Source organism: Streptacidiphilus sp. EB103A, assembly GCF_041261405.1.
In the GTDB taxonomy this organism is placed as follows: domain Bacteria; phylum Actinomycetota; class Actinomycetes; order Streptomycetales; family Streptomycetaceae; genus Streptacidiphilus.
Map to the genome: position 1 here is coordinate 1 of NZ_JBGCAQ010000044.1, position 25,233 is coordinate 25,233.

The following is a 25,233-nucleotide window of genomic DNA, read 5'->3' on the forward strand; positions in this document are numbered from 1 at the left end:
GGCGCCCCCGCCCCCGCCCCCGGCGCCGGCGCCGGGCCCGCCCCCCCGCCCCCACACCCCCCCAGTGGGCCGCGGGCGCGCCCGGCCCCCCCGCCCCCCCCCCGTCTCCGTCCGGCCACACCGCCGTCATCTCCGGCCGATAGGGTCGAGGGCGGGACAAACCCGCAGGCCGGACAGGATGGAGACCGCCATGAGCACGCCCCCGTTCCTCACCCTGCCTGCCTCCGCCCGCAGTCTCCGGCTGGCCACGGCCCGCGGGGAGTTCGCGTCCCTGCACAGCCTGCCGCCGAGCGGATCGCCCCGGGGCACCGCGCTGTTGGTTCCCGGATTCACCGGCAGCAAGGAGGACTTCATCGCGCTGCTGGAGCCGCTGACCGCGGCCGGCTTCCAGGTGGTTGCGGTGGACCAGCGCGGTCAGTACGAGACCGGCGGCCCGGCCGACCCGGCCGCCTACGGCCTCGAACCGCTGGCCCTGGACCTGCGGGCTATGACAGAGGCCGTGGCCGGTCTGCTGCCGGGCGCGACCGGGCCGCTGCACCTGCTGGGTCACTCCTTCGGCGGCTATGTCGTCCGCGAGGCCGTCCTGCTCGGCGGATCCACGGCGGACCCGCTGCCGTGGAGCTCGCTCACCCTGATGAGCACCGGCCCCGGCCCGGTCGCCGCCGAGGAGGGGAAGCGGGCCGAGCTGCTGGTCTCGGTTCTGCCGCTGATGGACCTGGAATCCATCTGGCAGGCGATGCGGGAGATGGACCGCGAAGCCGGCGTCGAGCAGCGGCTGCCGCCGGAGATCGACGGCTTCCTGCACCGCCGCTGGCTGGCCAACATCCCCGAGGCGCTGGCCGTGATGGGCCGACAGCTCACCGTGGAGCCCGACCGGGTGGACGCGCTGGCCGCGGCCGCACTGCCGACGCTGGTGCTGTCCGGTGAGCAGGACTACGCCTGGCCGGTGACGGAGCAGGCGGACATGGCCGAACGGCTGGGCGCCCGCTGCGTACAGGTGCCCGGCGCCGGGCACTCCCCCAACGCCGAGCAGCCCGAGGCCACAGCCGCGGCCCTGGCCGATTTCTGGCAGAGCGTCAACTGATACTCCGCCAGAAAGTATTCTCCGAACGCCAGAGAGTGCTCACGGACAGATTCCGTCGCGACAGGTTCGGCGACTTTCAGTAAAGTTCTGTCGGCCGGAATATCTTTGTCCGGCATTCTCGTTTGACCAGACTGCACACCGTGCGCGCCCATCACTTCCCTCCGCCACATCCCCTGGGTACCGGAACCCGCCCGGGCCCACTCGGCCCGACACCGGGGATTAACGGATGGGCAATCGTCGCGAAGCAGCTGCGCTGCAAAGTAGGCAAGGAAGGGAGAGGCCCATGCGTTTTGAGATCGTGCGTCTGAGCGACACCGACGGCAGTACACCGGAGCCCCTCATCGCGGACGCGGACACGGTCCGCGCCATGGTCGAGGACGCCGCGGCAACCGGGGAGCGGCTCTACATCCGCCCGTACGAGCAGGCGTCCTGACCGAATCGAACGGCAAGTGCCCCGCAGACCGAGCGGTGTCTGCGGGGCACTTTCGTGCCACGGCCCACCCCCATTCAGTTGACGACTGCAACCGACACTCCCCATGCGGGTGATCGTCCTTGACGGGGTGGTCGGGAGGGAGGACCGTTGTGCAGCATGAGGGGCGAGCCCAGTTGCCCGAGGTGCGGGGGCCGTGTCCGCGCCCCAGGCCTGTTCACCGATACCTGGCAGTGCGACGCGCACGGCACCGTGCATCCGCTGCAACCCGTCGTGCCCCCCAGCGTCCAGGCCCTCACCGTCGCCGTCGCCCGGGCCGAGGTCCCCATCTGGATGCCCTGGCCGCTGCCGGTCGGCTGGCTGTTCACCGGTATCGCCCACGCGGGTGACGACCTGTCGGGTGCCCGCGCCACCGCCATCGCCTGCTCGGGCCCGGGACCGCTCGGCGGCCCGGGTGAACTGGTCCTGGTGGCCGAGGAGATCGGCGTCGGCCTGGGCGCCCGCTTCGCCGGGCTGCCCGGCCCCGACCCCGGCGACGCCATCGCCGTCGACAAGCCCCCGCACGCCAAGGTACTGGCGGCCGGGCGGCCCACCGCGCTCTGGCATGTCGCCGGAACGCCCGACGACCGGGCCGTGTTCGTGGGCGAGGCGCGCGGACTGTGGCTCTGGGCGGTGGCCTGGCCGGAGGGCAGCGGCCTGCTGCTGTACGACGAGCTGGTGCTGACGGACCTGCGCGACGCGGGCGCCGAGATCGAGCTGCTGCCGTGCGGTGCGATCTCACCGCGGCTGCTCGGCCCGTAGCCGCCCCCGGGTCGCACAGAGCGGCGCTCTAAACTCGGGGACGTCACCCGGATTGAGGAGTCCCGCTCGTGCGCATCGACCTGCACACCCACAGTTCCGCCTCCGACGGCACCGACAGCCCCGCCGAGTTGGTGGGCCATGCGGTGGCGGCCGGTCTGGACGTCGTCGCGCTGACCGACCACGACACCGTGTCCGGCTACGCCGAGGCGGTCGCGGCGCGGGCCGGGACGGCGCTGACGCTGGTCACCGGGGCCGAGCTGTCCTGCCAGGTCGAGGGCATCTCCATGCACATGCTGGCGTACCTCTTCGACCCGGAGGACCCCGAGCTCACCCGTGAACGCGAACTGGTGCGCACCGACCGCTTCCGGCGGGCCGAGGCGATGACCGAGCGCTGCCGGGAGCTGGGCGCGCCGATCAGCTGGGAGCAGGTCCGGCGGATCGCCGGCAGCGGCGCGGTCGGCCGTCCCCATGTGGCTAGCGCGCTGGTGGAGGCGGGGGTGGTGCCCTCGGTGGACGCGGCGTTCAGCTCGGAGTGGCTGGCCAACGGCGGCCGGGCGGACGTGCGGAAGCGGGAGTTCGACCCGTTCGAAGCGGTGCGGCTGGTCCGGGCGGCCGGCGGGGTCACCGTCTTCGCCCACCCCGGCGCGGTCAAGCGCGGCCGCACTGTCTCCGAACAGGTCATCGCGGATTTGGCAGCGGCAGGGATGGACGGTGTCGAGGTGGACCACCTGGACCACGACGCGGAGACCCGCGAGCGGCTGCGCGGCCTGGCGGGCGACCTGGGTCTGCTGGTCACGGGCTCCAGCGACTACCACGGCCACCGCAAGGCGGTGCGGCTCGGGGCGGAGACCACCGCGCCCGAGGTCTACGACGCGATTGTGGCCCGAGCCACCGGGGCCAAGCCGGTTACGGCCTGAAGCCCTGCTTGTCCGTTCCAGGGTGCAGCGTGTGCATGGCTGGTCGCGCAGTTCCCCGCGCCCCTGGGTAGCTGCAACTGATCCACTGCGAGTGAGTTGCAGCACCGTTGGGGGCGCGGGGAACTGCGCGACAAACCATGCACCGCCCGCAGCCGAAAACCCCGACCAGCTCAGCCGAGCGGCACGCTCCGCCGCAACGGGTCGCGCAGGTCCGTGCCGTGGCGGAGCCACCGTTCCTGGAGGTCGGCTGCGCCGTGCACCCGCTTGTGGGCGGCCTCGTTGGGGGTCATCGGCAGCAGCGGCAGAAAGCGGACCGGGTCGGCCGGGTCGGCGAGTTCCAGGTCCTCGACCAGCCCTCCGGGTTCGGCGACCAGGAACGAGGTGAACGGCGCCCCCTCCCAGAGCGGCGCGCCCAGGTCCAGCGAGGCGCCCGGTGCCACCACCAGGCCCTCCACCTGCGGCGAGGCCGCCAGCGTGGCGAGCGGACGGAGCACCTCGTCCCGCCCGCCGCGCACGGTGAACACCAGCTCGGCGCGGGGCCCGGCAACCGGGTCGGCGACCATGTCGGCGGGGTCGGCCATCGGCGCGGCCGACATCCCCAGGGTGGCGTAGCGGACCAGGCCGTCCGCGTCGTGGAACCGCAGCACCTCGATCCGGTCGGCCCCCAGGAAGGTGACCGCGGCGCGGGCGTCAGGCTCGCCGAAGGTGCTGGTCAGCCGTGCTTCGACGGCGGTGAGGACTGCGTCGTGGGACATGGTCGACCACCCTACGTCCTGCGCTGACCGCGGATCACGACCAGCAGGCCGATCAGCACCAGGCCCACCGCCGGGTAGACCGCCACCGGCGGCATCTGGCCCAGCCAGACGGCGCCGATCAGGGCGGCGCCCGGAGTCTCCAGCAGGATCGCGGTGGACACCAGGGAGGGTCCGAGGGTGCGGACCACGCGGTTGCTGAGGGAGTGTCCGAGGAACTGGGCGGCGCCGGTGAGCAGCACGATCTTCAGCCAGGTCGAGCCGCTGTAGCCGGTCAGCGCCTGGCCCGAGGCCAGGCAGGCGACCAGCAGCAGGAAGGCCGTGGTGGCGTAGCAGACATAGGTGTAGGCGATGGTGCTGGCCGTCCTGCGGACCTCGCTGCCGAGCAGGAAGTAGGCGGAGGCCGCCATCCCCGCGCCCAGTGCCAGCGCGTCACCGGCCAGGGCCCGGGGGTCGGTGCTGAAGTCCACGCCGGTGAGGACCAGCACCCCGGCGAAGGCGGTGGCCGAGCCGATCCACACCGTCCGCGGAATGTGATGGCCGCGGAGCCGCAGGTAGAGGGTGGTCCACAGCGGGGTGACCGTGCACAGCGCGGTCGACGAGGCGATCGAGGTCATCCGCAGGCTGGGCAGCCACATGGCGAAGTGCAGCGCCAGGAACGCGCCGGCGGCCAGGCAGAGCAGCACCGTCCGCCGGCTCATCGCGCGCAGTTCGGCGCGGTGGCGCAGCAGTGCGATCGGCGAGAGGACGCCGGTGGCGATGCAGTTGCGCCAGAAGGCGATGGCGACGGCGGGGGCCGCTGTCGCGGTGATCAGCGGCGCGGAGAAGGCGACTCCGCTGACGGCGAGGGCCAGCAGCAGGAAGTCGATCCTGGGCACGGTGGAGAGATCGGGGTGCGCGGACGACCGCGGCGGTGGCGCGTCGGTGGTGACTGCGCTGGTCGTCTGCACGGCGCTCCTTGGCATCTGACCCCTGTCCCAGTAAGGGGCATGACGATGGTATGGGACTGACGCCCCCCGGGCGAAGGGGTATCAGGGCGTGGACGCCATAAGCTCAGCGCATGACTGAGGTGCGGGTGGAGCTGCTGGACCGGGCTCTGGTGGAGGAGTCGGCCAAGAAGTCCGGACTGCTCTGGGTCCGGCTCCCCGACGGGACGGACCGGGCGCTGTGGCAGGTGTGGCACGACGGGGCGGTGACGGTCGTCGGCGAGGGCGCCGAGCAGCCGCTGCACGGGCTCGCGGACGGGCAGTCCACGGTGCTGACCGCGCGCAGCAAGGACAAGGGCGGCCGGCTGGTGGCCTGGCCGGTCCGGGTGGAGGAGCTGCAGCCGCACAGCGAGGCCTGGACCGCCGCCGCGGAGGAGCTGAAGGCGAAACGGCTGAACTCCCCGGACCACGCCACCGTCACCGACCGCTGGGCCGCGGAGTCGCGGGTACTGCGGCTGGTCCCGGTCGGCGCGAGCGTGGCGGGCCCCGGCTCGATGCCCGACGGGTCGCACGCCGCCGTGCCGGTGCCGACCCCGGCGACCACGCGCGAGCCGATCCCGGCCGCGCTGCCGAAACTGCTCTTCGGACGCCGTCGGCGGAGGGGCGGAACCTGATCGGTCATGATTGCGGTATGACTGTCCTGTCAGAGGATTGAGCAGGGCGGCAGCACCTGTTCGCCGCCGGTAACCTGTGGCATGTCCGGACCGTGCCGTCTCCAGGCGCCGCACGACCTGGGCTGCAACAGCGACAGGCAGGAAAGGCAGATGACCGGAGCCTCCTCCCGCGTGTTCATCTCGCACCTCGCCGGCATGGCGGTCTTCGACCCGTCGGGCGACCAGGTGGGACGGATTCGCGATCTTGTGGTGAGCCTGCGGCTGGGCGGTCGGCCCCCGCGCGTGCTCGGCTTCGCCGTCGAGGTGGTCAGCAAACGCCGGGTCTTCCTGCCGATGAACCGGGTCACCAGCCTGGAGTCGGGTCAGGTCATCACCACCGGCGTGATAAACATGCGCCGCTTCGAACAGCGCCCCACCGAGACCCTGGTGCTGGCCGAACTGCTGGACCGCAAGGTCGCCCTGCGCACCAGCGGCCCCAACGGCGAGGCCGGGGAGACCGTCACGGTCCTGGACGTGGCCATGGTGCAGACCCGCAACCGCGAGTGGGAGATCGACAAGGTCTTCGTGGAGAAGGGCAAGGGCGGCAGGCTGCGGCGGAAGGGCGAGACGCTGACCGTGGACTGGTCGGCCGTCACCGGCTTCGCGCTGCGCGAGGAGGACCAGGGCGCGGCCAACCTGCTGGCGACGTTCGAGCAGCTGCGCCCCGCCGACCTCGCCAATGTGCTGCACCACCTCTCCGTCAAGCGCCGCTCGGAGGTGGCCGCCGCACTGGACGACGAGCGGCTCGCCGATGTCATGGAGGAGCTGCCGGAGGACGACCAGGTGGCGATCCTCGCCGGACTGCACCAGGAGCGCGCCGCCGACGTGCTGGAGGCGATGGACCCGGACGACGCCGCCGACCTGCTCTCGGAGCTTCCGGAGGAGGAAGCCGAGCGGCTGCTGCAGCTGATGGAACCGGAGGAGGCCGCGCCGGTCCGGCGGCTGCTCACCTACGCCGAGCGCACCGCGGGCGGTCTGATGACCACCGAGCCGATCGTGCTGGAGCCGGACGCCACCGTCGCCGAGGCACTCGCCCGGATCCGGGTCTCCGACCTCAAGCCGGCCCAGGCCGCGCAGGTGTACGTGTGCCGGCCCCCGACCGAGACGCCGACCGGGATCTACCTGGGTCTGGTGCACTTCCAGAAGCTGCTCAGGGAGCCCCCGTACACGCTGCTGGGCGCCATCGTCGACGGCGACCTGGACGCGCTCTCCCCCGACGCCGCCCTGGACCGGATCACCCACTACCTGGCGACCTACAACATGGTCGCGGCCCCGGTGGTGGACGAGCACGACCACCTGCTGGGCGCGGTGACCGTGGACGACGTGCTGGACCATATGCTGCCCGACGACTGGCGCGAGTCGGCGCTGCACGACGACGAGACCAAGCACGACCGCGCCCCGGAGGAGGTGGCCGCCGATGGCCGGTGACCGCCGTGACCTGAGGAACCTGCGCGAACGCCGGGACCTGCGGCTGCGCGAGGCGGCCGGACAGCGGCCGCGCGAAGCGGACGGACGGCGCACCCCGGAGCGCGGCGAGGACCGCCGCCGCAACCGGCTGGACCAGCCGCAGCGCCGGCGCAGCTTCGTCACCCTGCCGAACCCGGACTCGGACGCCTTCGGACGGCTGTCCGAACGGATCGCCCGCTTCCTGGGGACCGGGCGCTTCCTGGTCTGGATGACGTTCCTCATCCTGCTCTGGGTGACCTGGAACATCGCGGCACCGTCCTCCTGGCGCTTCGACCAGTACCCGTTCATCTTCCTGACTCTGGTGCTCTCGCTGCAGGCCTCCTACGCCGCCCCGCTGATCCTGCTGGCGCAGAACCGGCAGGACGACCGGGACAAGGTCAACATGGAGCAGGACCGGGCCAGGACCGAGCGCACCGTCGCCGACACCGAGTACCTGACCCGGGAGGTGGCCGCGCTGCGGCACGGCCTCGGCGAGGTGGCGACCCGCGACTTCCTCCGCTCCGAACTGCAGTCGCTGCTCAAGGAACTGGAGAACCGGACGCCGGGCGAGGCCGAGGAGGCGGCCGGCTGACGTCTTGCCACTGACGTCGCTGTGACCGGCCGCACGCGCCGAGCCGGTCGGGGCCGTGTCAGCTGCGTCGTACCATCAGTGCATGGCTTCCGATACGCAGACAACCGCCCTTGAGGAGTCCGTGCGCACGGCCCTCGGGACGGTGCAGGACCCGGAGATCCACCGGCCCATCACCGAGCTGGGCATGGTCAAATCGGTGGAGATCGACGCGGACGGCGCCGCCAGGGTGGCCGTCTATCTCACCGTCTCCGGCTGCCCGATGCGGGAGACCATCACCAGCCGGGTCACCGAGGCCGTGGGCGCCGTCCCCGGCATCAGCTCGGTCGCCGTCGAGCTGGACGTGATGAGCACCGAGCAGCGCCAGGAGCTGGCCTCGATGCTGCGCGGCGGCCAGGCCGAGAAGGAGATCCCCTTCGCCAAGCCGGGCTCGCTGACCCGGGTGTACGCGGTCGCGTCCGGCAAGGGCGGGGTCGGCAAGTCCTCGGTGACCGTCAACCTGGCTGCGGCGCTCGCCGCCGACGGGCTGAAGGTCGCGGTCGTGGACGCCGACATCTACGGCCACAGCATCCCCAGGATGCTGGGCGTGGGCGGCCGTCCGACCCAGGTCGAGAACATGATCATGCCGCCGTCGGCGCACGGCGTGAAGGTCATCTCGATCGGCATGTTCACCCCGGGCAACGCCCCGGTGGTGTGGCGCGGGCCGATGCTGCACCGGGCCCTGCAGCAGTTCCTCGGCGACGTCTACTGGGGCGACCTGGACGTCCTGCTGCTGGACCTGCCGCCCGGGACCGGCGACATCGCCATCTCGGTGGCGCAGCTGGTCCCCAACGCGGAGATCCTGATCATCACCACCCCGCAGCAGGCGGCGGCGGAGGTCGCCGAACGGGCCGGGACGATCGCGCTGCAGACGCACCAGACCATCGTCGGCGTCATCGAGAACATGTCCGGGATGCCGTGCCCGCACTGCGGCGAGATGGTCGACGTCTTCGGCACCGGCGGGGGCCAGACCGTCTCCGACGCCCTCACCAAGGCCACCGGTACCAAGGTGCCGGTCCTCGGCAGCATCCCCATCGACGTGCGGCTCCGCCAGGGCGGGGACGAGGGCAAGCCCGTCGTGCTCACCGACCCCGACTCCCCCGCGGGGGTCGCGCTGCGGGGTATTGCTTCCAAGCTGGGGAACCGCCAGCGCGGGCTTTCCGGGCTCTCCCTGGGGATCACCCCTCGGAACAAGTTCTGACGGAGCGGAGCGGTGGCACCTCGGTGCATGGTTACTGTTCGCGCAGTTCCCCGCGCCCCTGAGCATGTGCAACTGGGACAGTTGCAGACCCATAGGGGCGCGGGGAACTGCGCGACAAGCCATCCACCGAGGTGCCACCCGCCCACTCAGCCGGCGTACCCCCCGAGGTCGGTGACCGTGCTGAACCCCAACGCGTAGGCACTGACCCCCCGCCCGTACGCCCCCAGGTGCACCCCCGGCGCGTCCCCCGCAAGCACCCACCCGTATTCGGATTCGCGGTAGCGGAACGGCTGGGGGGTGCCGTTGACCGGCAGGGTGAGGGAGGACCAGCCCGCGCCGTCCAGGTCGTCCGCGAGGTCCCAGGCGAGCGTGGACTGCTGGTCCAGCCAGTTCTGCCGCATCTCCCGGGCCATCGGGGCGAGCTCCGTCGCGGCCAGCAGACCCGAGCCGGCGAGCCACGCGGCGGAGGACACCGAGGTGGCCTCCAGTATCCCGGTGCCGTCGCCCAGGCGGCGTCCGGGGCGCCGGGCCACCGTCACCACGACCGCGTAGCGGCGGGACTCGGCCGCGGGGTCCTGCTTGCCGTAGCTTCGAGTCGGTTCGTCACCGTGGCCGATGGAGCCGTAGTCGACGGCGCCGTCGGGCGACGTGCCGACCGGGGCCAGCCAGCGGTGCCCGGTCCAGGCCTCGTCCAGGCTGTACCAGGGGAAGTCCGCGCGCAGATAGCCGTCGACGACGGCGTCGGCCGTCCCCGTGTGGCTGGTGGTGTCCATCTCGGCCCTCTGCTTCCGCTCGGCTGTGCTGTCGCAGCAGAACAATAGCGGGGGCGCGATCGGGTTGAAGCTTCGTCAGGTCGCGTCGACGTCGTACGCGGGCCGCTCGGCCGCCGCCTGCGGGCGTTCCGGCTTGACCATGTCGACCTGCGGGGACGAGTCGTCGGCGACCTTGGCCAGCGGGTCGGCCGCGACCGACTTCACCGCGGCGGTCGCCGCGGACGCGTCCTTGCTGAAGCCGTTCTTCAGCTCCTGGAGGTCGCTCAGCCCGAACTCGTCGCCGTGCGTCGCCAGCTGCTTGCGGACGAAGGTCTTGGGGTTGAGGTCCTCGAACTCGAAGTCCTTGAACTCCGGCCCCAGCTCCTTGCGGATGTCCTCCTTGGCGCTGTCGGAGAACTCGCGGATCTTACGGATGATCCCCATCGCGTCGGCGACCAGCTTGGGGAGCTTGTCCGGGCCGAAGATGATCACGGCGAGGACAATCAGCGCCACCAGTTTGAATGGACTTATGTCGAACACCGTGCGGCTCCCCTGGGAGGTGAAGTCACCCGCTCATGGGCACAGAGCGGCGTACCGGCACCAGCGTAGTCGCCGCCGCCTCGATATCGCTCATACGTGTGCGGTCCCACTGCCAGATCAGAGGTTGTTCGCCCCGTCGTCGCGCTCCGTCGAGTGCAGCGGCATCGGCAGTTCCCTGGTCTGCCCGCCGCGCAGCACGGTGAGCACGACGGTGGCGCCGGGGCTGCGCCCGCGAACCAGCGCCGCCAGGTCGTCGCCGCTGGTCACCGGCGCGCCGTCGAGGGCGATCACGACGTCCCCCGGGTGCAGTGCCGAGTCGCCCCCGGACCGGGACGCGACGGCGGTCACCGCGGCGCCGCTCTGGTAGGTGAGGTCCACGGTCGCACCCAGCACGGTGCGGCCCGCGTGACCGGTGTTGATCAGCTGCTCGGCGACCCGCATCGCCTGGTCCACCGGGATCGCGAAGCCCAGGCCGATGCTGCCGCTCTGGTCGGTGACGCCGAAGGGGTCGCTGCTGTCGGAGTCGGCGGAGCGGATCGCGGTGTTGACGCCGACGACGGTGCCGGCGGCGTCCAGCAGCGGACCACCGGAGTTGCCGGGGTTGATCGGGGCGTCGGTCTGCAGGGCGTCCAGGTAGGCCAGGCCGGCTCCGGAGTTGGTGCCGCCCGAGGTCAGCGGCCGGTCCCTGGCGCTGACGATGCCCGAGGTGACGGTGCCCTGGAGGCCGAAGGGCGCGCCGATGGCGACGACCGGGTCGCCGACCTCGATCCGGGCAGCGGAGCCGAGGGCCAGCGGGTGCAGCCCGGCGACCCCCTTCACCTGGAGCACGGCCAGGTCGGAGCCGACGTCGCGGCCCACCAGCTCGGCCGGGTGGCGCTGTCCGGTGCTGAAGGTGACGGTGGTGCGCCCGGCCCGGCCCAGCGGGGCGACCACATGGTTGTTGGTCAGGATGTGCCCGGCGCCGTCCAGCACGATGCCGGTCCCGGTGGTGGTGGTCCCGGAGGCGTTGACGCTGAGGTAGACCACGCCGGGGAGCACGGCGCGGACGATGCCGGCGGTGGTTCCGGGCGAGCGCGGCACGGGGGCCTCGCTGGCCGCCTGCAGGGTGATCCGGCCGCCCTGGCGGGTGCCCTGGACCAGCGCGCCGATACAGCCGCCGAGCAGGCCGGCGCAGAGCACCGCGGCGACCGCGCCCACCGCGATCCGTACGGACTGGCGCACGGCCGAGCGCGGAGCCCTGTACCCGCGGCGCGGGATGCGGACCGGCCTCGCAGGGGACTGGCCGGCAGCGGACGCCGCCGGGCGGGCCGGCGGCAGCCGGAAGCTCTGCCCGCACGGGCCGTCCGGATGACTCCACCAGCGCGGCGCCGGAGCAGCGGTCGCCCGGGGGACCTGCCGCTCCCGACCGTCGGTCGGCATGGCAATGCCTGGTGGGAGTCCTGCCTCGACCTCCACCGCCATCCGGCGCACCGCCCTCCACTCGCCGCTGGGGAGGGACAGTCAACCAGGTCCGAACCGCGTTGTGGAGTCGGCAGGGTTACGGACAGCCCCGGCCGCCCCTCCTGGCTCGACTACCTCAGGACGCCGGAGCGCAGCGCCGGGTTGTTGCTGCCCGCGGCCGGGAGCGAGGTGGCCGAGGCGGACGGTGCGACCAGCGACTGGGAGAACCCGCCGGGCAGGTTCGCCGGAACCCCGAGCGCCAGCTGCCCGCTGTTGCGGCTGCTCTCGGTGACGCCCTGGCCGCCGGCCGTGTCGGCGACCGGTGCGACATTGCCGTAGGGGTCGTCCACGGTCGGCTGCTCGGCCGAGCTCACCCCGGTGATGGCGCCGCCCAGCGCGACCGCGGCGACCGAGAAGGCCCCGGCGGCGGCGAAGGCGAAACGCCGACCGCGCGCCGCCGACGGACGGGGCGCGCTCTGCTCGCGGGTGCGCTCCTGCGGAGCGAAGCTCTGCGGACGACTGTCGCCGGGCGCGAACCCGGCTCTCAGCCGTGCGGCGATGGGCCCGACGGAACGCTGCTCGCCCTGGAACGGGCGACTGCCGCGCTCGGCCCGCGGATCCACCCCGGGCACGGGGTGGTCGGCACCGAGGGCGTTGCTGCCGAACCGGCCGCTGCCGAAGCCGCTCGCCCCGAAGGAGTCACCGCCGCCGAAGGAGTTCGTGCTGCCGAAGGCGCCGCCGCCGAAGCCCCTGCGGGCGCTCGCGCCGCCGCTCGGGGGCCGCCGGTCGGCGTCGTCGTCACCGGCGATGTTCATCAGCTTGGCGAGGAACAGGGCACTGGGGTCGGGCGGCAGCGCCGCCGCGATCCGGCTCTTGATCCGGCGCTCGTCCTCGGCCCGGCTGAGGCAGGCCGAACAGGTCGCCAGATGCGCCTGGACCCGCTCCCGGCCGTCGTGGTCGAGCTCTCCGTCGATGAAGGCGGCCAGCCGGTCGCCGAGGTGCTGCTCCTCCAGGGCCTGGACCGCCGACGCGGCGGCAGAGCGGTCCACCCGCAGCTCGACCAGGACCTCGGGCCGACGGGCGCGGTGCGGCTGCTCGGTCACAGCGACCGCCTCTGTTCCGCGAACTCGTCCGGTCCGGTTCCGGTGGCTCCGTACAGGGCGGCCTCGCCCGGCTCGGCGATGGCGCCGGCCCGGCGCTCGCGGCCCTCCGCCGCACCGGGGGCCCGGTGCTGCAGGGCGGCGCGCAGGTGGGCCCGGCCGCGGTGGATCCGGCTGCGGACGGTGCCGAGCTTCACGCCCAGGGTCGCGGCGATCTCCTCGTAGGAGAGGCCCTCGATGTCGCAGAGCACCACGGCGGCGCGGAACTCGGGCGCAAGGGTGTCCAGCGCTTGCTGGACGTCGGCGTCGAAGTGCGTGTCGTGGAAGTGCTGGGCCGGCGAGGGCTCACGGCTGGGGAGCCGCTCGGCGGCGTCCTCGGCCAGGGCGTCGAAGCGGATCCGCTGCTTGCGGCGGACCATGTCGAGGAAGAGGTTGGTGGTGATCCGGTGCAGCCAGCCCTCGAAGGTGCCGGGCGTGTACGTCGACAGCGAGCGGAACACCCGGACGAAGACCTCCTGGGTGAGGTCCTCGGCGTCGTGCTGATTGCCCGTCAGGCGGTAGGCCAGCCGGTACACCCGGGCGCTGTGGGTCTGGACGATCTCCTCCCAGCTGGGCGGCGTCCAGACGGAGGCCGCGCTGCCCTCGTCGAAGGAGGCGGTCTGCGGACTCTGCGCGGGCTCGGTGGCCCCGCGCTCACTGGGTGCGGGCTTGGACTCACTCATCACGGGCTTTGGCGTCAGGGCCGACGCACGACCGCGGAAGTGCCGCGAACACGCGCCCCCCTCAGCCACACCTCCTCGATCGGCTCTTCTGCCAAGCAGGGTCACCACCATATCCGCCTCACCCGTCTGCTCCGGATAAAAGCCAATCACCATACGACCCACCTGCGGGGTCGGCCGCACTCACCACTCCCAACGGGTCGCGTCCTGCTCCGGTTCCTTCAAGACCCATTAACCTGTGGCCAGAAATCCAGAAATGCAGACACAGAACCAGGGACAGATCCGGAGAGGGAGCAGCCATCACCGGCTACGGGCCGTCGGACCCGCGCCTCGCCGATGCCTACGCCGTCGAGGACGAGGTGCTGCAGTACGCCCGCAGGCAGTCCGAGCTCGCCACGGTGCGCCCGGTGTCGCCGGCCAGCGGGGCGGCACTGGCGGTGCTGACGGCCGCGGTCGGCGCCCGTTCGGTGGTCGAGATCGGCACCGGCGCGGGCGTGTCGGGCATCTGCCTGCTGCGCGGGATGCGGCCGGACGGGATCCTCACCACCGTCGACATCCAGCCGGGGCTGCAGCGGCAGGCCCGCGAGCTGTTCTCGGACGCCGGTTTCGCGCCGAGCCGGGCCCGGTGCATTCCGGGCGCCGCCCTGGAGGTGCTGCCGAGGCTCGCCGACGGCCAGTACGACCTGGTGTTCTGCGACGGCGATCCGGCGGAGTCGCCGGAGTACCTCGCTGAATCGTTGCGCCTGCTGCGACCTGGGGGAATGGTCTGCTTCGAAGGGACCGTCAGCGCCCTGGAGGACGTGGCGACCAGGGACCTGATGCGGACCGTGCGGGAGCACGACGCCCTGCTGAGTGCGCTGCTCCCGGTCGGTGACGGACTGTTGTGCGCGGTGCGGCGCTGAGCCGCCGGAAGCACGGAGGCGGCCGGGTGCAACAGCTGTGGCTCTGGTCCCGGGCCCCCCGGAGGGGGTGCGGGGCCAGAGCCACAAGTGCTCTACTCGCTTGGAGACCAGGAGGTCGTCAGCCGCAGGCCTTCTTCAGGGCCTCGCCCAGAGCGTCGGCCTCGTCCGGCGTCAGTTCGACCACCAGCCGCCCGCCGCCCTCGAGCGGTACTCGCATGACGATGCCCCGCCCCTCCTTGGTCACCTCGAGCGGGCCGTCGCCCGTCCGCGGCTTCATGGCCGCCATGCTCGTTCCCCTTCCTGCGAACCTGCTCACCGACGCACCTACGGCCCGTCCACCGCAGGTATCGAACGCATTGATCGGAGTCCAGTATCCCGCATCGGGGCACCCGATGACCAACATCACTACTCTCTCCTGCCCCGACAGGCTCATCCGTACGCTGACCACCCGGTTCCGATCGCAAATCAGTTCCCGTGTCCCCGGCGGGTCCCCGCGCCCTCGCCCCGGTTCGGCCGACCGGGCGGGACACGTCCGAAACAGTGGCCTACGTCACATCGGCCAAGCGGCTGTCGATCCGTCATGCTGACATGGGACTACTGACGAGTAATGGGAGATCCGCATGGCCGACACCGTGCTGTACGAGCTCAGCGACGGGCTGGCGACCGTCACCATCAACCGGCCCGAGGCGATGAACGCACTCGACACGGAGACCAAGGTCGCTCTGCGGGACGCCATGATCACCGCCAAGGAGGACCCGGCGGTACGGGCGGTGCTGCTCACCGGGGCCGGCAACCGGGCCTTCTGCGTGGGCCAGGACCTCAAGGAGCACCTGGGCAAGCTGGCTGCCGCCAAAGACTCCACCGCTAAGAACACTGGAGAGGCGCCGCTGTCCACCGTCCGGGACCACTACAACCCGCTGGTGACGGCGATCGCGACGATGGCCAAGCCGGTCGTCGCCGCGGTCAACGGGGTGGCCGCCGGGGCTGGCGCGGGGCTGGCCTGGGCCTGCGACTTCCGGATCATCGCCGACCACAGCGGGTTCAACACCTCGTTCGCCGGGGTGGCGCTGACCGCGGACTCGGGTGTGTCGTGGACCCTTCCCCGGCTGGTGGGGCAGGCCAAGGCGGTCGAGCTGCTGATGTTCCCGCGGACGGTTCCGGCGGCGGACGCGCTGGCGCTCGGGCTCGCGCATCGCGTGGTCCCGGGGGTTGAGCTGGCCGGGACGGCGAGGGCGTTCGCGGCGGAGCTGGCCGCGGGACCGACGGTCGCCTTCGGCGCGATCAAGGAGTCGCTGGCGTTCGGGGCGGGGCACACGCTGGTGGAGACGCTGGGCAAGGAGGACGAGCTGCAGACCCTTGCGGGGGCGGCGGAGGATCACTGGATCGCGGTGCAGGCCTTCGTTGCCAAGGAAGCGCCGAAGTACGTGGGGCGGTAGCCAGGCCCGGGCAATTAGTGCGGGTTGTGGGCGGTTTGTCGCGCAGTTCCCCGCGCCCCTGAGCAATTGCAACTGAGCCAGTTGCAGACCCCTAGGGGCGCGGGGAACTGCGCGAACCCCAGCCACGCACAACCCGCAGCCGTCAGCGCGCGAAACAGTCGGCGAAGTGGTCGTTGACCAGGCCGCAGGCCTGCATAAGGGCGTACGCGGTGGTCGGACCCACGAAGCGGAAGCCGCGGCGCTTGAGCTCCTTGGCGAGGGCCGTGGACTCCGGGGTGACCGCCGGGACATCGCCGAAGGCGCGCGGCGCCCTGCCCGGCTTCTTCGGGGCGAAGGACCAGATCAGGGCGTCCAGGGTGGTGCCGTCCAGGTCCAGGACGGCGCGGGCGTTGGCGATGGTGGCCAGGACCTTGGCGCGGTTGCGGATGATGCCCGGGTCCGCCATCAGCCGTTCGACGTCCGCGTCGCCGAACTCGGCGACCAGCGCCGGGTCGAAGCCGGAGAACGCCTTACGGAAGGTCTCCCTGCGGCGCAGGATGGTGATCCAGGACAGCCCGGACTGGAACGCCTCCAGACTGATCCGCTCGTAGAGCGCCTGGTCGCCGTGGACCGCTTTGCCCCACTCGTGGTCGTGGTACTCGACGTAGTCCGGCGTGGAGAGGCCCCAGGGGCAGCGTCGCAGCCCGTCCTCGCCGAGGACCGTCGCGGTCGGGCTCACTGCCCGCCCTCCTCGTCCAGGCCGGGGAGGGCGTCCTGGGGGGTCTGCTTCTCCAGGGTGGTGCCGCCCGGGGTGGCGAACCGCATCCGCAGCGCCTCGAACTCGGCCGCGCCGGGCTCGCCGGCCTGGGGGTGACCGGCCGCGAGGGCCGCGTTGAGCGCGGCCTCCAGCTCGGCGACCCGGACGTCACGGTGGGTCAGCTCGACGCCGAGGCGGTCGAGCACGTCGTCCACCTCGTCCATCCGGTAGCCGCGCACGGCCATCGGGAAGCGCAGCACGTCGACGTCGGCGCGGGTCAGCGGGCGGTCCAGCGGCAGCCGTGCGGCCAGCCGGTCCTGCTCCGCCTCCGGCAGCGAACCGCCGCCCCCGAGCGCGACCAGCGCCGCAGCGCCCACGACCAGCACCATGACGACGAGGATCAACCAGAACACAAGCCCACCACTCCCGGCTCCCGGTGGGGGATCATGAAGGGATGCCCCACAGTACTGAACGGTACTGGGGCCATCATGGCGTACGTACCTTGGAGGACGCATGGCGCTCGCGCTCGGCCCGCGGATTTTCGGTGACGACGAGCCGGTCATCATGGCCATCGTCAACCGCACCCCGGACTCGTTCTTCGACCGGGGGGCGACCTTCGCCGACGAGGCGGCCTTCTCGGCGGCCGACCGGGCGGTCGCCGAGGGCGCGGCGATCCTGGACATCGGCGGGGTGAAGGCGGGACCGGGCGAGGAGGTCACCACCGAGGAGGAGCTGCGCCGGATCGTGCCCTTCGTGGCCGAGCTGCGCAAGCGCCACCCGGACACGGTGATCAGCGTGGACACCTGGCGGCACGAGGTCGGCGAGGCGGTCTGCGAGGTCGGCGCCGACCTGCTGAACGACGCGTGGGGCGGGGTGGACCCGCTGCTGGCGGAGGTCGCCGGGCGGTACGGGGTGGGGATCGTCTGCACCCACGCCGGCGGCGCCGAGCCGCGGACCCGGCCGCACCGGGTGGCCTACCGGGACGTGATGGCCGACATCCTGGAGCGCACGCTGGCGCTGGCGGAGCGGGCGGTGTCGCTGGGCGTACCGCGCGAGGGGGTGCTGATCGACCCCGGGCACGACTTCGGCAAGAACACCAGGCACTCGCTGGAGGCCACCCGGCGGCTGCCGGAGATGACGGCGACGGGCTGGCCGGTGCTGGTGTCGCTGTCCAACAAGGACTTCGTGGGCGAGACGCTGGACAAGCCGGTCGGCGAGCGGCTGCTGGGCACGCTGGCGACCACGGCGGTGTCGGCGTGGCTCGGAGCGCAGGTCTACCGGGTGCACCAGGTCGCGGAGACCAGGCAGGTGCTGGACATGGTCGCCTCGATCCGGGGCAGCCGGCCCCCGGCGGTGGCCCGCCGCGGGCTGGCCTAGCGGCCAGGGGTTGCCCGCCGCCGAGGGTGGAATGCTGCTGGGCGAGCGGGCTCTACGCCGGTGGGTGGTTGCTGTTCGCGCAGTTCCCCGCGCCCCCAGGTAAGTGCAAGCGGGCCAGTTGCAAACGTGTAGGGGCGCGGGGAACTGCGCAAACCGCAGCCATGCAACCACGTGCCACTATTCCGGATTGTGGGCCGGGTTCACTACGCCATTTCGGAGGCGGGCCTCGTCGAGGATCTTCATGGCCTCGTCGACGGAGTCGGTGATCTGGATGAGTTCCAGGTCCGACGGGGAGGCCTTGCCCTCGGCGACCAGGGTGTTGCGGACCCACTCGAACAGGCCGGACCAGTAGGAGACGCCGAAGAGGATCACCGGGAAGCGGGTGACCTTGTGGGTCTGCACCAGGGTGAGCGCCTCGAACAGCTCGTCCAGGGTGCCGAAGCCGCCCGGGAGCACGATGAAGCCCTGCGAGTACTTGACGAACATGGTCTTGCGGACGAAGAAGTAACGGAAGTTCAGGCCCAGGTCGACGTACTGGTTGAGCCCCTGCTCGAACGGCAGCTCGATGCCGAGGCCGACCGAGGTGCCGCCGGCCTCGTGGGCGCCCTTGTTGGCGGACTCCATCGCACCCGGTCCGCCGCCGGTGATGACCGCGTAGCCGGCTTCGACCAGGGCGCGGCCGATCTGCTCCCCGGCCCGGTACTCGACCGAGTCCGCCGCTGTCCTGGCGGAGCCGAACACGCTGACGGCGGGCCCCAGTTCGGCGAGGGCGCCGAACCCCTCGACGAACTCGGACTGGATGCGCATGACCCGCCAGGGGTCGGTGTGCAGCCAGTCCGCGTTCTGCGCCGAGTCCAGCAGCCGCTGGTCCGTGGTGCTGCTGTCGACCTGTTCGCCGCGGAGCAGCACCGGGCCGCGCCGCTTCTCCGCGGTCTTCCTGGGGCCCGTGGAAACCCGGTCCGGACCGTCGCCGTTCTGCCTGTCGCTCGTCATACCTACGCAGGGTACGACGAGTCCGCTCGACCAGGTGGGATCTTTAATTGCCTGGTCAGTCCTGGAGCCAGTCGCGGATCCGCTTCTCGCACTCGTCCACCGCCGCCAGCGAGCAGTGCTCCTCGCGGGTGTGGGCCAGGTTGGGATCGCCTGGGCCGTAGTTGACGGCGGGCACGCCGAGCGCGGAGAAGCGGGCGACGTCGGTCCAGCCGAACTTGGCCTGCGGGGTGGCCCCGGTCGCGGCGATGAAGGCGGCGGCGGCCGGGTGGGACAGGCCGGGCAGCGCGCCGGGGGCCGAGTCGGTGACGACGACCTGGTAGCCGTCGAACACCTCGCGGATGTGCGCCTCGGCCTCGGCCTCGCTGCGGTCCGGCGCGAAGCGGAAGTTGACGGTGACGGTGCAGGCGTCCGGGATGACGTTCCCGGCGACGCCGCCCTCGATGCTGACCGCGTTGAGGCCCTCGTGGTACTCCAGGCCGTCGATGTCGACCAGGCGCGGCACATAGTCCGCCAGTCGCTGCAGGACCGGGGCGGCCTTGTGGATGGCGTTGTCGCCGAGCCAGCTGCGGGCCGAGTGGGACCGGTGCCCGGTGGTGCTGACGGTGGCCCGCATGGTGCCCTGGCATCCGCCCTCGACCTGCGCGTTGCTCGGCTCCATCAGCACCGCGAAGTCGGCGGCCAGCCAGTCCGGGTGGATCCTGGCCAGCCGTCCCAGGCCGTTGCGGACCGCCTCGACCTCCTCGCAGTCGTAGAAGACGAAGGTGAGGTCGCGGTTGGGGTCCGGGACGGTCGCGGCGATCCGGAGCTGGACGGCCACGCCGGCCTTCATGTCGGAGGTGCCGCAGCCCCAGAGCAGGTCGCCGTCGACCCGGGAGGGGAGATTGTCCGCGATGGGTACCGTGTCCAGGTGTCCGGCCAGGACGACCCGTTCGGAGCGGCCCAGGTTGGTCCGGGCGATGACCGCGTCGCCGTCCCGGTCCACGGTGAGGTGCGGCAGCGAGCGCAGGGCGGCCTCGACGGCGTCGGCGAGCAGTCGTTCGTCGCCGCTGACCGAGGGGATGTCGACCAGGGCCGCGGTGAGTTCACCTCCGCTCGCTGTTAGATCGAGTACGGGTGCGGCGGCCGGAGCCGGGGCGTCAGCGGTATGGGAACCAGTCATGACCAGCCAGGTTACGGCCTGCCGCCCGGTGGCCGGGGTCGATGGGCCGGAGAACCGGGCTCACGGCGGGGCCGTCCCAGTCGGTAGGGTGCAGCGAACATGGCAAGGAGGAACAGCCGGGTGAGTCTGAAGTCGATGATGGACTCCGCCGAGACCGCGCCCGTCGCGCGGCGTCGGCGGCGGTGGCTGGGCTGTCTGCCGTTCGTGCTGGTGCTGGCCCTGGTGGTGGTCGGCGGCCTGTATCTGAACCGGCACCGCGACCTGCTGCCCATCCCGGTCGCCGAGGGCTGCCAGGTGGACAGCGCCGACGGCGTGATCGACCTCTCGCTGGACCAGATGAGCAACGCCGGGACGATCGCGGCGGTGGCCATATCGCGAAATCTTCCAGAACGGGCGGTGACGATCTCGCTGGCCACGGCCATGCAGGAGTCCAAGCTGCAGAACCTGACGGCCGGCGACCGCGACTCGATCGGTCTGTTCCAGCAGCGCCCCTCGCAGGGCTGGGGTACTCCGACCCAGGTCGGCGACCCGGTCTACGCGACCAACAAGTTCCTCGACAAGCTGGTGCAGATCCAGGGCTACGCGCAGCTGCCGCTGACCGTCGCCGCCCAGGACGTCCAGCACAGCGGCTACCCCGACGCCTACGCCGCGCACGAGACCGATGCCAAGACCCTCTCCGGGGCACTCACCGGACGCGTCCCCGCCTCGCTGAACTGCACGGTGAACAGCGTGGGTTCGGCGGTCACCGGACCGATCGGTTCGGACGGACTGCAGCAGGGCGGCCGGGCGGTCTCGGCGAAGCTGAAGAAGGAGTTCGGCAGCACGGTGACGCCCAGGGCGATGACCGTGGCCGGCTCCGCCGATGCGGCCGGAGCGTCCTCCTCGTCCTCCTCCGCAGCCGCGGACCCGCAGGGGCTGGGGCTGACGGTCCGCACCGGCAGCGGGACCGCGGGGACGGCCCGTGCCTGGGCGGTGGCGCAGTGGGCGGTGGCCAACTGCCAGGACCTGCACATCACCACCGTGTCCTATGGCGGCAAGGTGTGGCGCAGCTCCGACTCCACCAAGGGGTGGCAGACCTCCGGCACCGCGTCCGCCTCGGGACCGGTGCAGATCACCGTGTCGGCGAAGGCCGCAACGGCCTCCCCGTCGAGTTAACGGCGACCCGCCGGGTTGACGCGCGGGGGTCTCGGACGGCCCAGCGCGCGGCCGTCCTGCGAAGATTTTGTGTGCATCGGTTCCGCCCTGGCGCAGCCTCGGAGAAGCCTTTCTGCCGGAGCATGAAGCCGGGGCAATCTGTCCGAATATGCACCGAAAAAGATAATGCGATGTTTAGGAACTCTTTGCTGGCGTCAACCGCAACCTTCTCGCTCCTCAAGCGGTAATCACCACGTCCGCCCGGCGGACTGGTTCAGTCCCCACCTCAACGAGGAGCACCATGTCTCTCCCCCTCTCGCGCCGGATCGTCACGGCCGCGTTCGTCGTCGCCGCCGGCGCCGTCCCCGCCCTGACCGCGGGTACCGCCTCCGCCGCGCCCGAGCTGCCCGGCGTCCCCGACCTGGGTGGGCTCAGCCAGCTCGACACGGGTGCCCTGGGTGGTGACGTCCAGTCCGCCAGCCACCAGGCCGGGCAGCTCACCGGCTCCAGCGCGAGCAGCGCCGTCGCCCAGTCCGTCCCCACCGTCGCGGACGCGGCGGGCGCCGCCACCGCCAAGGCCCTTCCCGAGGCCAACCGCATGCTCGGCACCTCCGCGGGCCAGCTGGCCCAGGTCGCGGGCTCGACCGCGGGCACCACCGGCTCGCTGGCCGGCGCCGCGTCCGGCGCGACCCGCGCCGTGCCGGTCGGCGCAGCCCACCAGGCCGTCCCGGCGGTCGGCACGGTCCCGTCCACCGCCTCCGACGCGGCCCCCGCCGGCAGCACCCCCGTCGCGGCCAACATCACCCCGAGCGCGCCCAAGCCGGGCGGCCCGCTCTCCGCGCTGCCGCTGAGCAACCTGCCGGTGAACAGCCTGCCGCTGGGCGCCGCGCAGTCCACCGTCGGCCAGGTCGCCGGGGCGGCCGCTCCGGTCGCCGGCCAGCGCCTGGGCGGACTGCCCGGCCTGGGCGACACCGCCGGCCTGGGCGGCCTCACCCAGACCCTGCCGCTGGGCAGCCTGCCGGTCGGCTGAGGTCGCGTCAGCACTCCGCATGCGCGAGGGCCCCGAAGCGACACGCTTCGGGGCCCTCGGCCGAACAGCAGGGGGTCAGCCGCCGAGGCGCTGGACCGCGGCGCGGACCCGCTCGTCGGTCGCGGTGAACGCCACCCGGACGAACCGCGCCCCCGCCTCTCCATAGAACTCGCCCGGAGCGACCAGCACACCGTGTTTGGCCAGCTCGCCGACGGTGTCCCAGCAGGGCTCGTCGCGGGTCGCCCAGAGGTAGAGGCTGGCCTCGGAGTGCTCGATCCGGAAGCCGTTGGCTTCCAGCGCCCCGCGCAGCGCCCCGCGGCGGGCGGCGTAGCGGGCCCGCTGCTCCGTCACATGGGCGGTGTCGCCCAGCGCGGCGACCGTCGCCGCCTGCACCGGGGCCGGGACCATGAAGCCGCTGTGCTTCCTGATCTCCAGCAGCTCACCCAGCACGTCCGGGTCCCCGACCAGGAAGGCCGCCCGGTACCCGGCGAGGTTGGAGCGCTTGGACAGCGAGTGGACCGCCACCAGGCCCTGGTAGCTGCCGCCGCAGACGTCCGGGTGCAGCACCGACACCGGCTCCGCCTCCCAGCCCAGCTCCAGGTAGCACTCGTCGCTGACCAGCAGCACGCCGTGCTCCCTGGCCCAGGCCACGGTGCGGCGCAGCTCGTCGACGGTCAGCACCCGGCCTGTGGGGTTGGACGGGGAGTTGAGCCACAGCAGGTTGAGGCCGGCCGGGTCCAGCTCCCACGGGTCGTCGTAGACCACATGGTCCGCCCTGGCCAGCCGCGCGCCGACCTCGTAGGTCGGATAGGCCAGCCGCGGGTAGGCCACCCGGTCCCCCGGGCCCAGGCCCAGCTGCGTCGGCAGCGCGGCCACCAGCTCTTTGGAGCCGACCAGCGGCAGCACATGGCGGTGGGTCAGCCCGGCCGCGCCGAGCCGGCGCTCGCCCCAGCCGACCAGGGCGTCCCGCAGCGCGGTGGTGCCCCAGACGGTGGGATAGCCGGGGCTGTCGGCGGCCGCCGCAAGGGCGTCCTGGACCAGCTGCGGGACGGAGTCCACCGGCGTGCCGACGGACAGGTCCACGATGCCGTCCGGATGGGCGGAGGCGGTGGCCTTGTACGGCTCCAGGCGGTCCCAGGGGAACTCCGGGAGCAGGCCGGAGACGCGCCGCGCCTCCCACCAGGAAGCGGTGGAAGGCGCGGTGGCGGTGCTGTTGTGCACGGCGTTCACAGGCCCCGCGTCACTGGTTCTGCGGCGGGAGGGCCGCGATGAACGGGTGGTCCTTCTCGATCAGGCCGAGCTTGGAGGCACCACCGGGCGAACCGAGGTCGTCGAAGAAGTCGACGTTCGCCTTGTAGTAGTCCTTCCACTCGTCCGGGGTGTCGTCCTCGTAGAAGATCGCCTCGACGGGGCAGACGGGCTCACAGGCTCCGCAGTCCACGCACTCGTCGGGGTGGATGTACAAGGACCTCTTGCCCTCGTAGATGCAGTCGACGGGGCATTCTTCGATGCACGCCTTGTCCTTCACGTCGACACAAGGCTGCGCGATGACGTAGGTCACGCTGACGTTCCTCCTCGTAGGGGCTGGCATTCGCGCAGGGGAGCGCGGCGTCGTCGATGCCCGCACCTAGTATCGCCGTTTCAGGACGGCGGTTGCACCGGAGGTGGCGGGTATGGCGGACAACACTATCGGACATGGACGGCCGAAGATCTACATCACCCCTTCTGACCTGGGACGACGCATTTCGGCGCGGCGCATTTTGGGTCATACGGAGGGACGCCCGGTGTTCGGCGATGTGATCGGCGTGCTCACATCGTGGGACGGCGGGGTGCTGACGGTGCTGAACCGGGCCGGCGAGGCTGTCACGATCATGGAGGAGGCGCTGGTCGCGGGCAAGGCGGTGCCGCCCGCGCCGATCCGCAGGACGGCCCCGGCGCCGGAGGACCCCGGGGCGGTCGCGATGCAGCGGATCGCGGCGCGCGGCTGGCCCGCGGTGGAGGCCGAGCCGCTGGGCGAGTGGGTGCTCAGGGCGTCCAGCGGCTTCACCCGCCGCGGCAACTCGGCGCAGACGCTGGGCGACCCCGGGATGCCCCTGGGCGCCGCCCTCGACCTGGTCCAGGAGTGGTACGCGCGACGCGGTCTGGCCGCCCACGTCGAGCTGACCACCCCGGGATCCCCCGAGGGCCTGGCGGAACTGCTCGCCGAACGGGGGGCGACCGAGGCGGAGACCCTGGTCCGCACCGCGCCGCTGGCGGTTCTCGCCGGCAGCACCGCGGAGCCCTCGCAGGTGCGGCTGTCCCGCCGGGCCGACGCGGCCTGGATGTCGCGCTACCGGCGGGTCGGCGGCGACCCGGCCCTGGAGCGCGCGGCCCGGCAGGTACTCCATCTTTCCGGGGAGCGACCCCCGGTACCCCCCAGCGCCGGCGGCCCCTCGGTCTGGTTCGCCACCCTGGACGTGCCGGGGCAGGAGGGTCCGGCCGCGATCGGACGGTGCGTCATCGACGGGGAGTGGGCCGGGTTCGGGGCCATCGAAGTGGTCCCGGAACTGCGCCGACGCGGGCTCGCCTCCGAGCTGATGGCCGTACTGGCCAGCCGCGCCGCCGAGGAGGGCGCCCGCGGCGCGTACCTCCAGGTCGAGGCCGAGAACAGCCGCGCCGCCGCCCTCTACGACAAGCTGGGCTTCACCACCTCCTACCGCTACCACTACGCCCGGCTGGAGCGCGTCGAAGCCTGATGCGCCATCAGCTACGCCGAGGTCGCATGCTGCATGCAGCGACCCCACGAAACCCGGGGCGCGGCGCCTGATATGCCCTCAGGCACACCGCCGCCGCATGCTGCAATCCCTCGGGGAGCGACCCCCCGAACCCCCACACCGCAGTCCCCTCGGGCAGCGACCCCACGAAACCCGGGGCACAGCGCCCGATATGCCCTCAGGCACACCGCCGCCGCATGCTGCAATCCCTCGGGGAGCGACCCCCCGAACCCCCACACCGCAGTCCCCTCGGGCAGCGACCCC

Annotated in this window: 28 protein-coding genes; 14 read left to right on the top strand and 14 right to left on the bottom strand. The window is 72.2% G+C overall.

Annotated elements, in window-relative coordinates; all coding sequences use genetic code 11:
* The first annotated feature begins 190 nt into the window (after positions 1-190).
* From ABH941_RS40130 to ABH941_RS40145, 4 genes are all read left to right on the top strand, one after another.
* Positions 191-1,084, top strand: a complete 894-nt coding sequence (locus ABH941_RS40130; protein WP_370137878.1) for an alpha/beta fold hydrolase — start codon at positions 191-193, stop codon at positions 1,082-1,084.
* Positions 1,085-1,367: 283 nt separating this feature from the next.
* Positions 1,368-1,517 carry a hypothetical protein gene (locus ABH941_RS40135; protein ID WP_166682385.1) on the top strand — a complete coding sequence of 50 codons (150 nt, stop codon included), beginning with the start codon at positions 1,368-1,370 and terminating at the stop codon, positions 1,515-1,517.
* A gap of 156 nt (positions 1,518-1,673) precedes the next feature.
* The gene (locus ABH941_RS40140) at positions 1,674-2,315 is read left to right on the top strand and encodes a DUF6758 family protein (protein ID WP_370137883.1); all 642 of its coding nucleotides are present in this window, start codon (positions 1,674-1,676) and stop codon (positions 2,313-2,315) included.
* Between the two features lie 68 nt (positions 2,316-2,383).
* Entirely contained in the window at positions 2,384-3,232 is an 849-nt protein-coding gene (locus tag ABH941_RS40145; protein WP_370137886.1) for a PHP domain-containing protein, read from the top strand.
* A 170-nt stretch (positions 3,233-3,402) separates the two neighbouring features.
* Here the strand turns inward: ABH941_RS40145 and ABH941_RS40150 are convergent, their stop codons facing one another.
* Together ABH941_RS40150 and ABH941_RS40155 are read right to left on the bottom strand one after the other, a co-directional pair.
* The gene (locus tag ABH941_RS40150; protein WP_370137894.1) at positions 3,403-3,987 is read right to left on the bottom strand and encodes a suppressor of fused domain protein; all 585 of its coding nucleotides are present in this window, start codon (positions 3,985-3,987) and stop codon (positions 3,403-3,405) included.
* A gap of 11 nt (positions 3,988-3,998) precedes the next feature.
* Positions 3,999-4,934: a DMT family transporter gene (locus ABH941_RS40155; protein ID WP_370137900.1), complete on the bottom strand. Its 936-nt coding sequence runs from the start codon at positions 4,932-4,934 to the stop codon at positions 3,999-4,001.
* A 110-nt stretch (positions 4,935-5,044) separates the two neighbouring features.
* On the opposite strand from ABH941_RS40155, the gene ABH941_RS40160 reads away from it, so the two are divergent.
* From ABH941_RS40160 to ABH941_RS40175, 4 genes are all read left to right on the top strand, one after another.
* Positions 5,045-5,584 carry a hypothetical protein gene (locus ABH941_RS40160; protein ID WP_370137908.1) on the top strand — a complete coding sequence of 180 codons (540 nt, stop codon included), beginning with the start codon at positions 5,045-5,047 and terminating at the stop codon, positions 5,582-5,584.
* A 150-nt stretch (positions 5,585-5,734) separates the two neighbouring features.
* Entirely contained in the window at positions 5,735-7,051 is a 1,317-nt protein-coding gene (locus tag ABH941_RS40165; protein WP_370137911.1) for a magnesium transporter MgtE N-terminal domain-containing protein, read from the top strand.
* Entirely contained in the window at positions 7,041-7,661 is a 621-nt protein-coding gene (locus ABH941_RS40170) for a DUF1003 domain-containing protein (RefSeq protein WP_370137912.1), read from the top strand. Before ABH941_RS40165 ends, ABH941_RS40170 begins: the two co-directional genes overlap by 11 nt.
* An 82-nt stretch (positions 7,662-7,743) precedes the next feature.
* Entirely contained in the window at positions 7,744-8,898 is a 1,155-nt protein-coding gene (locus tag ABH941_RS40175; protein WP_370137916.1) for an Mrp/NBP35 family ATP-binding protein, read from the top strand.
* Between the two features lie 146 nt (positions 8,899-9,044).
* Here ABH941_RS40175 and ABH941_RS40180 read toward each other — a convergent pair whose 3' ends face one another.
* The 5 genes from ABH941_RS40180 to sigE form a co-directional block, all read right to left on the bottom strand.
* Positions 9,045-9,671: a hypothetical protein gene (locus tag ABH941_RS40180; protein ID WP_370137918.1), complete on the bottom strand. Its 627-nt coding sequence runs from the start codon at positions 9,669-9,671 to the stop codon at positions 9,045-9,047.
* 75 nt (positions 9,672-9,746) lie between these two features.
* Positions 9,747-10,190 (bottom strand): sec-independent translocase, encoded by a 444-nt coding sequence (locus ABH941_RS40185; protein ID WP_370137928.1) that lies wholly within the window; start codon positions 10,188-10,190, stop codon positions 9,747-9,749.
* Between the two features lie 117 nt (positions 10,191-10,307).
* Complete coding sequence (locus ABH941_RS40190) at positions 10,308-11,609, bottom strand: S1C family serine protease (protein WP_370137933.1); 1,302 nt, start codon at positions 11,607-11,609, stop codon at positions 10,308-10,310.
* 152 nt (positions 11,610-11,761) lie between these two features.
* The gene (locus tag ABH941_RS40195; RefSeq protein ID WP_370137937.1) at positions 11,762-12,733 is read right to left on the bottom strand and encodes an anti-sigma factor; all 972 of its coding nucleotides are present in this window, start codon (positions 12,731-12,733) and stop codon (positions 11,762-11,764) included.
* Positions 12,730-13,452 (bottom strand): RNA polymerase sigma factor SigE, encoded by a 723-nt coding sequence (gene sigE / locus ABH941_RS40200; RefSeq protein WP_370137949.1) that lies wholly within the window; start codon positions 13,450-13,452, stop codon positions 12,730-12,732. The genes ABH941_RS40195 and sigE overlap by 4 nt, the downstream gene beginning before the upstream one ends.
* Positions 13,453-13,697: 245 nt before the next feature.
* Here sigE and ABH941_RS40205 point away from each other — a divergent pair, with 245 nt between their 5' ends.
* A complete protein-coding gene (locus ABH941_RS40205) occupies positions 13,698-14,351 on the top strand; it encodes an O-methyltransferase (RefSeq protein WP_370138028.1) in 654 nt (217 codons plus the stop codon).
* Positions 14,352-14,469: 118 nt separating this feature from the next.
* Here ABH941_RS40205 and ABH941_RS40210 read toward each other — a convergent pair whose 3' ends face one another.
* On the bottom strand, positions 14,470-14,637 hold the full coding sequence (locus ABH941_RS40210; RefSeq protein ID WP_107101321.1) for a DUF3117 domain-containing protein: 168 nt from the start codon (positions 14,635-14,637) through the stop codon (positions 14,470-14,472).
* Positions 14,638-14,971: 334 nt separating this feature from the next.
* On the opposite strand from ABH941_RS40210, the gene ABH941_RS40215 reads away from it, so the two are divergent.
* Positions 14,972-15,787 carry an enoyl-CoA hydratase-related protein gene (locus ABH941_RS40215; protein ID WP_370137953.1) on the top strand — a complete coding sequence of 272 codons (816 nt, stop codon included), beginning with the start codon at positions 14,972-14,974 and terminating at the stop codon, positions 15,785-15,787.
* Positions 15,788-15,929: 142 nt separating this feature from the next.
* On the opposite strand, the gene ABH941_RS40220 is transcribed toward ABH941_RS40215, so the two are convergent.
* Positions 15,930-16,505, bottom strand: a complete 576-nt coding sequence (locus ABH941_RS40220) for a DNA-3-methyladenine glycosylase I (RefSeq protein WP_370137958.1) — start codon at positions 16,503-16,505, stop codon at positions 15,930-15,932.
* Positions 16,502-16,936, bottom strand: coding sequence for a DivIVA domain-containing protein (locus tag ABH941_RS40225; RefSeq protein ID WP_370137962.1), 435 nt, complete (start codon positions 16,934-16,936; stop codon positions 16,502-16,504). Before ABH941_RS40225 ends, ABH941_RS40220 begins: the two co-directional genes overlap by 4 nt.
* A 100-nt stretch (positions 16,937-17,036) precedes the next feature.
* On the opposite strand from ABH941_RS40225, the gene folP reads away from it, so the two are divergent.
* A complete protein-coding gene (folP, locus tag ABH941_RS40230) occupies positions 17,037-17,900 on the top strand; it encodes a dihydropteroate synthase (protein WP_370137972.1) in 864 nt (287 codons plus the stop codon).
* A gap of 177 nt (positions 17,901-18,077) precedes the next feature.
* Here folP and ABH941_RS40235 read toward each other — a convergent pair whose 3' ends face one another.
* Together ABH941_RS40235 and dapE are read right to left on the bottom strand one after the other, a co-directional pair.
* On the bottom strand, positions 18,078-18,893 hold the full coding sequence (locus tag ABH941_RS40235) for a TIGR00730 family Rossman fold protein (protein WP_370137977.1): 816 nt from the start codon (positions 18,891-18,893) through the stop codon (positions 18,078-18,080).
* A 55-nt stretch (positions 18,894-18,948) separates the two neighbouring features.
* Positions 18,949-20,052, bottom strand: a complete 1,104-nt coding sequence (gene dapE / locus ABH941_RS40240) for a succinyl-diaminopimelate desuccinylase (protein WP_370137990.1) — start codon at positions 20,050-20,052, stop codon at positions 18,949-18,951.
* Between the two features lie 120 nt (positions 20,053-20,172).
* Here dapE and ABH941_RS40245 point away from each other — a divergent pair, with 120 nt between their 5' ends.
* Together ABH941_RS40245 and ABH941_RS40250 are read left to right on the top strand one after the other, a co-directional pair.
* Entirely contained in the window at positions 20,173-21,207 is a 1,035-nt protein-coding gene (locus ABH941_RS40245; protein ID WP_370137994.1) for a hypothetical protein, read from the top strand.
* A 280-nt stretch (positions 21,208-21,487) separates the two neighbouring features.
* Positions 21,488-22,216, top strand: coding sequence for a hypothetical protein (locus ABH941_RS40250; protein WP_370138015.1), 729 nt, complete (start codon positions 21,488-21,490; stop codon positions 22,214-22,216).
* Between the two features lie 75 nt (positions 22,217-22,291).
* On the opposite strand, the gene dapC is transcribed toward ABH941_RS40250, so the two are convergent.
* Positions 22,292-23,371: a succinyldiaminopimelate transaminase gene (gene dapC, locus ABH941_RS40255; RefSeq protein WP_370138033.1), complete on the bottom strand. Its 1,080-nt coding sequence runs from the start codon at positions 23,369-23,371 to the stop codon at positions 22,292-22,294.
* Positions 23,372-23,456: 85 nt separating this feature from the next.
* Positions 23,457-23,777, bottom strand: coding sequence for a ferredoxin (gene fdxA, locus ABH941_RS40260; protein ID WP_030257703.1), 321 nt, complete (start codon positions 23,775-23,777; stop codon positions 23,457-23,459).
* Between the two features lie 112 nt (positions 23,778-23,889).
* Between fdxA and ABH941_RS40265 the strand changes: the two genes are divergently transcribed.
* Entirely contained in the window at positions 23,890-24,951 is a 1,062-nt protein-coding gene (locus ABH941_RS40265) for a GNAT family N-acetyltransferase (protein ID WP_370138023.1), read from the top strand.
* Positions 24,952-25,233 lie beyond the last annotated feature (282 nt).